10 protein-coding genes and 2 pseudogenes are annotated in these 9220 nt (G+C 51.9%); 8 read left to right on the plus strand and 4 right to left on the minus strand.

Going from position 1 to position 9220, the window contains the following annotated elements:
* Positions 1 to 430: 430 nt before the first annotated feature.
* From glmU to NSCA4_RS0109210, 4 genes are all read right to left on the minus strand, one after another.
* Positions 431 to 1804 (minus strand): bifunctional UDP-N-acetylglucosamine diphosphorylase/glucosamine-1-phosphate N-acetyltransferase GlmU, encoded by a 1374-nt coding sequence (gene glmU / locus NSCA4_RS0109195; RefSeq protein WP_016687856.1) that lies wholly within the window; start codon positions 1802 to 1804, stop codon positions 431 to 433.
* 114 nt (positions 1805 to 1918) lie between these two features.
* Complete coding sequence (locus tag NSCA4_RS0109200; protein WP_016687857.1) at positions 1919 to 2110, minus strand: hypothetical protein; 192 nt, start codon at positions 2108 to 2110, stop codon at positions 1919 to 1921.
* Between the two features lie 107 nt (positions 2111 to 2217).
* Positions 2218 to 2508: a hypothetical protein gene (locus tag NSCA4_RS0109205; RefSeq protein WP_016687858.1), complete on the minus strand. Its 291-nt coding sequence runs from the start codon at positions 2506 to 2508 to the stop codon at positions 2218 to 2220.
* A 62-nt stretch (positions 2509 to 2570) separates the two neighbouring features.
* Positions 2571 to 3227 (minus strand): pyrimidine 5'-nucleotidase, encoded by a 657-nt coding sequence (locus NSCA4_RS0109210; protein WP_016687859.1) that lies wholly within the window; start codon positions 3225 to 3227, stop codon positions 2571 to 2573.
* A 62-nt stretch (positions 3228 to 3289) separates the two neighbouring features.
* On the opposite strand from NSCA4_RS0109210, the gene NSCA4_RS0109215 reads away from it, so the two are divergent.
* From NSCA4_RS0109215 to NSCA4_RS0109245, 8 genes and pseudogenes are all read left to right on the plus strand, one after another.
* Positions 3290 to 4291 carry a thiamine ABC transporter substrate-binding protein gene (locus NSCA4_RS0109215; RefSeq protein WP_016687860.1) on the plus strand — a complete coding sequence of 334 codons (1002 nt, stop codon included), beginning with the start codon at positions 3290 to 3292 and terminating at the stop codon, positions 4289 to 4291.
* A gap of 292 nt (positions 4292 to 4583) precedes the next feature.
* Positions 4584 to 4700: pseudogene (locus NSCA4_RS16385) on the plus strand (IS5/IS1182 family transposase); the annotation flags it as partial.
* A 75-nt stretch (positions 4701 to 4775) separates the two neighbouring features.
* Positions 4776 to 5024 carry a hypothetical protein gene (locus tag NSCA4_RS0109220; protein WP_016687861.1) on the plus strand — a complete coding sequence of 83 codons (249 nt, stop codon included), beginning with the start codon at positions 4776 to 4778 and terminating at the stop codon, positions 5022 to 5024.
* Positions 5025 to 5201: 177 nt separating this feature from the next.
* The gene (locus tag NSCA4_RS0109225) at positions 5202 to 6152 is read left to right on the plus strand and encodes a hypothetical protein (protein WP_016687862.1); all 951 of its coding nucleotides are present in this window, start codon (positions 5202 to 5204) and stop codon (positions 6150 to 6152) included.
* 3 nt (positions 6153 to 6155) lie between these two features.
* Positions 6156 to 7580 carry a MafB family polymorphic toxin gene (locus NSCA4_RS0109230; protein ID WP_016687863.1) on the plus strand — a complete coding sequence of 475 codons (1425 nt, stop codon included), beginning with the start codon at positions 6156 to 6158 and terminating at the stop codon, positions 7578 to 7580.
* Between the two features lie 2 nt (positions 7581 to 7582).
* Positions 7583 to 7869 (plus strand): annotated as a pseudogene (locus tag NSCA4_RS16295) (MafI2 family immunity protein); the annotation flags it as partial.
* A gap of 168 nt (positions 7870 to 8037) precedes the next feature.
* Entirely contained in the window at positions 8038 to 8769 is a 732-nt protein-coding gene (locus tag NSCA4_RS0109240; RefSeq protein WP_016687865.1) for a polymorphic toxin-type HINT domain-containing protein, read from the plus strand.
* Positions 8766 to 9095: a hypothetical protein gene (locus NSCA4_RS0109245; protein ID WP_002221299.1), complete on the plus strand. Its 330-nt coding sequence runs from the start codon at positions 8766 to 8768 to the stop codon at positions 9093 to 9095. The genes NSCA4_RS0109240 and NSCA4_RS0109245 overlap by 4 nt, the downstream gene beginning before the upstream one ends.
* Positions 9096 to 9220: the final 125 nt, after the last annotated feature.

A 9220-nucleotide genomic window follows, 5' to 3' on the forward strand; every position in this document is an offset into this window, starting at 1 on the left:
TGAGTTTGTTTCTCCAAAACTCAAATCTCAAAGTTTTCAGACGACCTCGTTTTTATCTGCAACCTGCCCCCTCTCCCGTCTGGCGGGAGAGGGGGGTTCTGCGGATTTGCACGAATTTGATTTTACCTAAACCTCGGAAGCCACCCCCATCCTAACCTTCCCCCGCCAGACGGGGGAAGGGACAGGTTGCTGTTGCTGCAACGAGTAGCGTGGGCTTTGCCCGCGAAATGAAAGCCCAAATGTATGCCCATTCGGCTGTTGTCTGATTTTGATTATTGGATGATAGATTCGTGGGAAAAGCCCACGCTACGGGCTGGGTTTATTTCGAGCCTGTAGAGTTAAATGAAAGGTCGTCTGAAAACTTGTTGTTTTAAGTTTTCAGACGACCTTTTTGGTTGATACGAATCTAGGAGGAAGGCGGTTTGCTACTCTATTTCTTATCGCCTTTTTCCGGACGCACCCAGCCTTCGATCACGGTTTGGCGGGCGCGGGCGAGGGTGAGTTTGTTGTCTTCGACGTTGCGGGTAATCGTGCTGCCTGCGCCGGTTGTCACTTTGTTGCCGAGGGTGACGGGCGCGACCAGGACGCAGTTGGAGCCGATGCGGACTTCGTCGCCGATGACGGTTTTGTATTTGTTCACGCCGTCGTAGTTGGCAATGATTGTGCCTGCGCCGAAGTTGGTTTTGCTGCCGACTTCGGCGTCGCCGATGTAGGTGAGGTGGTTGGCTTTGGTGCCTTTGCCGATGGCGGCGTTTTTGATTTCGACGAAGTTGCCGACGTGTACGTCGTCTGAAAGGCGGGCTTGCGGACGCAGGCGGGCGTAGGGGCCGATTTGGTTGTTTTGTCCGACTTCGCAGTCTTCGAGGTGAGAGAAGGGGGCGATTTTGCTGTTTGCGCCGATTTTGGCGTTTTTGATGACGCAGTTTGCGCCGATTTCGACGTTGTCACCGATTTCGATGTCGCCTTCGAGGACGACGTTGACGTCAATCACGACGTCTTGTCCGTGTTTCAGACGACCCCTTAAGTCGAAGCGGGCGGGGTCGCGCAGGGTAACGCCTGCTTTGAGCAAGGCTTGCGCCTGTTCGGTTTGGAAGATACGTTCGAGTTCGGCGAGCTGGAGTTTGTTGTTCACGCCGGCGGCGAGATGGGAGGCGCGCACTTGGACGGGATGGACTTTGATGCCGTCGGCAACGGCTTTGGCGATGAGGTCGGTCAGGTAGTATTCGCCTTGGGCGTTGTTGCTGGAGAGGCTGTTCAGCCAGTTTTCGAGTTTGGCGTTGGGCAGGACGAGGATGCCTGTGTTGATTTCGCGGACGGCTTTTTGAGCGGCGTCGGCGTCTTTTTCTTCGACGATGGCGGTTACGCTGCCTTGGCTGTCGCGGATGATGCGGCCCAAGCCTGTCGGGTCGGCGGGAACGTCGGTCAACAGTCCGACTTCGCTGCCGGCGGCTTCGAGCAGGGTTTCGAGGGTGGCGGTGTCAATCAGGGGAACGTCGCCGTACAGTACCAGTGTGCGGCCTTCGGCGGCAAGGTGGGGCAGGGCGGTTTTGACGGCGTGGCCGGTGCCGAGTTGTTCGGTTTGTTCGACCCAAACGACGTCGCGTTTGACGGTGTCTAAGACTTGGTCTTTGCCGTGTCCGATGACGACGCAGATGTTTTGGGGATTCAGGGCGGCGGCGGTGTCGATAACGCGCTCGACCATGGGCTTGCCGCCGATTCGGTGCAGCACTTTGGGCATTTTGGAATACATGCGCGTGCCTTTGCCGGCGGCGAGGATGACGATGTTGAGGGGTGTGGCGGACATGATGGACTTTCTCGAATGCAATGTTGATGAAGGGGGTATTTAGGGGTCGTCTGAACGGGGTTTAGGGTTTCAGACGACCTTTTTATTTGGGTTTGGCGTGCGGACGTTTGGGGGTTATGGTTTATTGGGTTTGGGGGTGAACCGGTAAGAGTCGGCATGGCTGCCGCGTTCCAAGCGGTCGAGTGTGGTCGGTTTCAGGGGCGTACGCGCGGATGTGTCGGCGGGACGGCTGTCGAAGTCGTAGCGGTCTGTGGTGCAGCCGCTCAGGATGGCGGCGGTAACGAAAATCAGGGCGAGGGAACGCATGGTTTTCTCCTTGTGATGGACGGCAGATATGGGACGAACGGGATGGCGGTTATGTTTGAGGTCGTCTGAAACGGAAAAAACGGTTTCAGACGACCTCTACGGGCGGATTATTCCTCAGTTTGCGTTTCGGGCGCGGTGTGTCCGGCGCCTTGAGGTTTGTTCCATGTCGTGCCGCGTACGTTTTCTTGGTCGCCGTGCAGCGGTTTGAGGGTGCGGCGTTCGGGGCGGTATTGGTTGTAACGCATATCGCGGGAGTAGGTGCCGTCTTCGTAATAGATGCGCGTGCCTTTTTCGTATTTGGGGCGCAGGGAGGTGTGGCCGGATTCGTTTTGGTAGGTTTCCCAGGTACAGCCGGTCAGGGCGGCTGCGGCGGCGAGGATGAGGGCGGTGTATCGCATGATGGTTGTCCTTGTGGTCGGGCGGCTTGGTGCCGTTGTTCAAACCCGATATTGTAAAGGTTTCAGACGAGTGCCGACAGTTTTTCGGCACATTCGGCGAGCGCCTGCATATCTTTTGCAACGGCGTCGGTAAAGGGCAGGAGATGGGCTTTGCTGCCGAACCATATGGTTTTCATGCCCAGCTTTTTGGCTTGGTGCAGGTTGTCCGCGCTGTCGTCGATCATGATGCACTGTTCGGGCGCAACGTCGAGCAGGCGGCAGACGGTCAGGTAGGCTTGCGGGTCGGGCTTGTAGCGCAGCCCGAAGTCGTCCGTGCCGAAGAGTGCGTCAAAACGGTTTTCCAAACCCAATGCCCCGATGATGGCGCGGACGTAAAACGAAGGACCGTTGGAAAAAACGGCTTTGCGTCCTTTCAGACGACCTAAAACGCTTTCGGTTCCCTCCATGCCCTCCAATTTTGCCAAGATTTGCGCGATGGGATGGCTTTCGCGCAGAAACTCGCGGATGTCGATTTCGGGATGGTGGATTTGCAGGCCGGCAAGCGTCGCGCCGTATCGGTGCCAATAGTCCTGACGCAGGTCGGATGCCGCTTCTTCGGAGAGCTTGAGGCGTTGCGCCATGTAGTCGGTCATGGCGCGGTTGATGATGTAGAAAATGCCGGCATCGGCGTTGTGCAGCGTATTGTCGAGGTCAAAGAGCCAAACGGGGGAAAGGTTCATGTCGTGTGTTGGTGCGGATTTTGTTATGATGTTTCGTATTTTACCCGTACAAAGGTTAGAGAATGAAACTGAAATTATCCGCCCTCGCCCTCTTGCTGGCTTCGGCAAACTTATCCGCCCAGACTGAAGTGCGCCTTGCCGTACACAAATCCTTCAGCCTGCCCCAATCCGCCATCGCGCAGTTTGAAAAAGCCAACGATGCCAAAGTCTCCGTCATCAAAGCGGGCAGCGGCAACGAAATGCTCAACAAACTGATTCTCAGCAAGGCAAACCCGATTGCCGACGCGGTTTACGGTTTGGACAACGCCAACATCGGCAAAGCGCGCGAAGCAGGCATATTGGCGGCGGCGCAGCCCAAATCCGCACCCGTTTCAGCGGGGATGCCCGTCATCGCGGCGGTCAATTACGGCTACGTTACCCTCAACTACGACAAAAAATGGTTTGAACAGAAAAAACTGCCGCTGCCCAAAACCTTGCAGGACCTGACCCGCCCCGAATATAAAAACCTGCTGGTGACGCCCTCGCCCGCCACCTCCTCGCCCGGACTTGCCTTCCTGATGGCGAACATCGGCGGCATGGGCGAAGAGGGCGCGTTCAAATGGTGGGCGCAGATGCGTCAAAACGGCGTGAAAGTTGCCAAAGGCTGGAGTGAAGCCTATTACACCGACTTCACCCAAAACGGCGGCGCCTACCCGCTCGTCGTCAGCTACGCTGCCAGCCCCGCCGCCGAAGTCCACTACTCCAAAGGCAAATATAGCGTGCCGCCGACCGGCAACCTCTTCCTCAAAGGCGGCGTGTTCCGCCAAGTCGAAGGCGCGGCAGTCTTGAAAGGCGCAAAACAGCCCGAGTTGGCGGCAAAACTCGTACAGTGGCTGCAAAGCGGCGAAGTGCAAAAAGCCCTGCCGACCGAAATGTGGGTCTATCCCGCCGTGAAAAACACGCCGCTGCCCAAAGTCTTCGAGTTCGCCCAAGCCCCGAAACACACCGACTCGCCCAGCCGCAACGACATCGACACCAAACAGAAACAATGGGTCGGCCGCTGGACGAAGACCGTGTTAAGGTAAGCGGGAAGGTCGTCTGAAAAACCGCCGCCCCATCCCGTCGGCCGGATATAGTCAAATGACTTTATTTTCGATGCGCAACTTATCGGTTGCCGTCATTCCCGCCCCCGCCTGCGCGAGGACAGGCTACGGTGGGAATCCATTTTTGAAATTTGGAAACTGTTTTTCAAATCAAGGTTTCTCAAGTTTTACGATGGATTCCCACCGTAGCCTGTCCTCGCGCAGGCGGGGGCGGGAATGACGGAATTTGACGATATGCCGTATTTAAAGTTAAGGATGTTGGCGATAAAAAGGGTCGTCTGAAACCTATAGTGGATTAACTTTAAATCAGGACAAGGCGACGAAGCCGCAGACAGTACAGATAGTACGGCAAGGCAAGGCAACGCCGTACTGGTTTAAATTTAATCCACTATAAAAACGGTTTCAAACTTATCGAAACCACGTTTCAGACGACCCCTTACCGTTTCGTTTTGAATGAAGGAATCCCATGAAGAAGCCCCTGCTCTACGCCTTCACGCTGACCGCACTTGGCGGCTGTTTCTACACCGAAACCCCTTACGGGCGCACCGCCGTCCTCGACCTGCCCGTCCATTCCCAAACCACCATCAACAAAACCGTTACCGTCAACGCCCCGCCGGGGACGACCGTCATCTATCAGGACAGCGAGCCGGTACACCGCTACGGCTATCCCTACCCGCCTTACCCGCGCCCGTATCCCGCGCGTCGGGTTTATTAAGATCAAAAGGTCGTCTGAAAAATTAATTTCTACTTTCAGACGACCTTATCCGTTTGTCCTTCAAATATACAAATATAACGTTTATGTTGTTCTTTACATTTTTTGTTTAAATTTAAATTAAACTAAGGAAGGTTAACCAACCTCCGTTTTTTTAATACGCAAAATCTAAGGAACAACATGAAAATTCTTCTCTCTACACTTACCCTATCCACCCTCCTGCTCACCGGCTGCGGTACACTGACCGGCATTCCTTCACACGGCGGCGGCAAACGCTTTGCCGTCGAACAAGAACTCGTCGCCGCCTCGTCCCGTGCCGCCGTCAAAGAAATGGATCTGTCTGCCCTGAAAGGCCGAAAAGTCGCCCTTTACGTTTCTACCATGGGCGATCAAGGATCGGGCAACATTACCGGCGGACGCTACTCCATCGACGCATTGATTCGCGGCGGCTACCAAAACAACCCCGACAGCGCCACCCAATACACCTATCCCACCTACGATACTACTGCCACTACCAAAGCTGACGCGCTCTCCAGCGTTACCACTTCCACATCGCTTTTGAACGCCCCCGCTGCCGCCCTGACCAGAAACAACGGACGCAAAGGCGAACGGTCTGCCGGATTGTCCGTCAACGGCACGGGCGACTACCGCAACGAAACCCTGATTACCAACCCCCGCGACGTTTCCTTCCTGACCAACCTCGTCCAAACCATCTTCTACCTGCGCGGCATCGAGGTCGTACCTCCCGAATACGCCGACACCGACGTATTCGTAACCGTCGACGTATTCGGCACCATCCGCAGCCGTACCGAACTGCACATCTACAACGCCGAAACCCTTAAAGCCCAAACCAAGCTCGAGTATTTCGCCGTCGACCGCAACAGCCGGAAACTGCTGATCAAACCTACCTCTGCCGCCTACGAATCCCAATACAAAGAAAAATACGCCCTTTGGACCGGCCCTTACAAAGTCAGCAAAACCGTCAAAGCTTCAGACGGCCTGATGGTCGATTTCTCCGACATCACCCCCTACGGCGACACAACCGCCCAAAACCGTCCCGACTTCAAACAAGGCAATGCCCAAAACCTTGATGTCAGCGACGAAGTCATCCGCCGCCGTGAAGGAGAATAAACCTTGAAACCGCTGCGCAGACTGACAAACCTCCTTGCCGCCTGCGCCGTAACGGCGGCTGCCTTCGGGCAGCCCGCCCTCGCGGCGGACTTAAGGAACGACCCTGTAGTGCAGGATTTGCTCCGACGGGAGAATTTTGACCCCGGCAAAAAATTCCACCTCTTCGGCAAAGCACGCGGAACCGTGGCCGAGCGTACCGGACTGATGACCATTTCGCCCACCATCACACAACGGTCGGGCAATTTGCAGATGGAAACCGCAACCATCTTCAGTAATCCCGGATATATCGTCCGCTTTTCCGGACACGGACATGAAGTCCATTCCCCGTTCGACAACAGTGCCAGCAAAAGCGACAGTTGGAAAGGCGGCAAAGTAATCGACGGTACGGGCATGACCTTTGCCAGCATGTCATGGGACGGCTACGAACACCACCCTGCCGACGGTTACGACGGCCCGCAGGGAGGCGGCTACCCCGCACCTCACGGCGCCCGGGATATTTATTCCTACGTTGCGAAAGGCCAGGTAAGGAGGCAGACTGTTGTTCACGACGACAACCGCTCGACGCAGCAACGGTTTGCGGACAGATTCGGCAACATACCGAAAAATTTTTCCGACCGTGCCGGAGAAGCCAATAAAAAAATGTTCGAACACAACCCCGGGCTCAACCGCTGGGGTAACAGCATGGAATTTATCAATGGTGTCGCCGCAGGCGCCCTCAATCCCTTTCTCAGCGCCGGAGAAGCCATCGGCGTAGGCGATGCGGTTCAAGGGACGGGTTTTGCCATCGATATGGCGACTGCAGCGGCCATCAGCACCATGTCGCCGGACAACGCCATTGCCGCCATCGACCATTTGAGGAGTTTGGCAAAATCGGAAGAAAAAATCGGCAAAACTGTCCGCGATTGGACGGCGGAAAATCCCAATGCCGCCGAAACCGTCGAAGCCATGTCCAACACCCTGCCATATATCAAAGCCAAAAACCTGACGAAGGCGGCAAAAGCAGGGAAAGCTGATGTCAGCAGAGATTTTTCAGATTTCTATAAACATGACAATGCTTTAAGATTATCTCAATCCGTAGATGGAGAAATGTTCCAAACTCGCAATGTTGATTTTAAAGCAAAATCTATTGGGTCTGGAATTCATGATGGGGCTCAAGGAAAACATATTCTAGGACATAGAAACTACATTGAAGGTAAGAGTACTTTAAATCAAAATATAAATCCTCAAGAATTGTTGAGTGGGATACATTCAGGTAAATATCCAGTTATTTCTAAAGGAGCAAGAGGAAATCCTGTTGTTGATTTTGGGCATCCTATAGGTAGTGATGGGAAATCAGGATTAAGTACCAATTTTGGCACAGTTCATTCAGGTAAAAATGGAGTTCATATTGTTCCAGCTAACCCTAAAAACATTAAGAAGGTGAAATAGTTATGAATATATTACCAAGCTGGCTGCGAGTTGGTATGAATATAGCAATGCTGGGCATGATACACTCAGATATAAGGTTAATTACCGTAGATTACGATGAAGGGAAAAGGTTTTTAAAATTAAAATTTATTTATCAAGAGAAGTCATCACAGAAGACCATGAAGATATGGAATATTTGATTACGGAGTTATGGTCTATGTGTGGAGAATATTTTGACGAAGCTGACTTTGAATGTATTTATTCTAACCATTCTTCTATAGAATTAAACCAAATAAATGGTGCGGTATTCAGGAGAAAGGAATTAATCTTGCAAACGTAGATTAGGTTAAGAAACCAACAATCAAAAGGTCGTCTGAAACAGTGTTTAATTTTCAGACGACCTTTCCTTCATTTGAAACGGAATATTGAGAACTGAGTTCTTCAAAAATCCTACACCTGCTCCTTCCACGGCAGCACCTTGGTCAAAACGGCAGACGGCTACAAAGCCATTGCACGTATCCGGGCCGGCGACCGCGTCTTTGCCAAGGACGAGGCAAGCGGGGAAACGGGATACAAACCCGTTACCGCCCGATACGGCAATCCGTATCAAGAAACCGTTTACATTGAAGTTTCAGACGGCCTCGGTAAAATACAGACCCTTGTTTCCAACCGTATCCACCCGTTTTATTCGGACGGCAAATGGATTAAAGCGGAAGATTTGAAAGCGGGAAGCAGGCTGTTTGCCGAAAACGGTGCAGGGCAGACCGTTCAGAGCGTTACCGTCAAACAAGAACCGCTGCAAGCCTACAATCTGACCGTTGCCGACTGGCATACTTACTTCGTCAAGGGTGAGAAGGCGGAAACGGAAGGGGTTTGGGTTCATAATGAGTGTCCGTATGGTAAAGGCAACCAACGATATAAAGACGCTTCTTATCATGGCAAAAATGATAATTCTGTGAAAAGTAGAGCACCAACAAACGGACAAGCAGCTCTTGATAATTCCGTTCAAGTTAAATCAACTTCTCCTCGAAGAGTTGGGGTTGATAAAGCCAATAATGAAATCGTTGTATTAGACAAAACTCAAACTTTTAATAACGGTTCTGCGGAATATCACGGGCATGTCAGAAGTTGGCAAGATTTGCATACCGATCAGAAAAATGCTTTAAAAAAAGCAGGATTAGTTAATTCAAAAGGAAAAATTAAAAAATGACTGATAAAAGTAAAACAGAAAAGTTGATTTCTTCTGATGATAAACAAAGTGTTATAGATGGCATTCTTGATATGGTATTTAATTCCAAAGCATATGAAGTACCGTGGATTTCTGAGAAATTGATGGAATTATCGAAAAATAAAGACTTGGATATTGCCGGATTATCGCTAACCTGTTTCGGACATCTCGCCAGGCTACATTCAAATATCGGTGATTACGATAAAGTTATTTCTTTACTACATTCAAAGCAAGATGATCCAGAGCTTCAAGGTAGGGCTGAAGATGCGTTAGAAGATATTTCTTTATTTTTATCTGAAAATCATTAGGAACCGTAGGTTGGGTTGAAAACCCAACAATCAAAAGGTCGTCTGAAACTGCGTTTGGCTTTTCAGACGACCTTTTCTTCATTTGAAACAGAATATTAGGAACTAGGTTCTTCAAGAATCCTATA

This window comes from Neisseria sicca 4320, from assembly GCF_000193735.1.
In the GTDB taxonomy this organism is placed as follows: domain Bacteria; phylum Pseudomonadota; class Gammaproteobacteria; order Burkholderiales; family Neisseriaceae; genus Neisseria; species Neisseria sicca_E.

Bases quoted from the DNA above. Each gene is read 5' to 3' on its own strand.
- glmU (WP_016687856.1), bottom strand. From the start codon at position 1,804: ATGTCCGCCACACCCCTCAACATCGTCATCCTCGCCGCCGGCAAAGGC.
- NSCA4_RS0109245 (WP_002221299.1), top strand. From the start codon at position 8,766: ATGACTGATAAAAGTAAAACAGAAAAGTTGATTTCTTCTGATGATAAA.
- NSCA4_RS0109215 (WP_016687860.1), top strand. From the start codon at position 3,290: ATGAAACTGAAATTATCCGCCCTCGCCCTCTTGCTGGCTTCGGCAAAC.
- NSCA4_RS0109220 (WP_016687861.1), top strand. From the start codon at position 4,776: ATGAAGAAGCCCCTGCTCTACGCCTTCACGCTGACCGCACTTGGCGGC.
- NSCA4_RS0109225 (WP_016687862.1), top strand. From the start codon at position 5,202: ATGAAAATTCTTCTCTCTACACTTACCCTATCCACCCTCCTGCTCACC.
- NSCA4_RS0109205 (WP_016687858.1), bottom strand. From the start codon at position 2,508: ATGCGATACACCGCCCTCATCCTCGCCGCCGCAGCCGCCCTGACCGGC.
- NSCA4_RS0109210 (WP_016687859.1), bottom strand. From the start codon at position 3,227: ATGAACCTTTCCCCCGTTTGGCTCTTTGACCTCGACAATACGCTGCAC.
- NSCA4_RS0109200 (WP_016687857.1), bottom strand. From the start codon at position 2,110: ATGCGTTCCCTCGCCCTGATTTTCGTTACCGCCGCCATCCTGAGCGGC.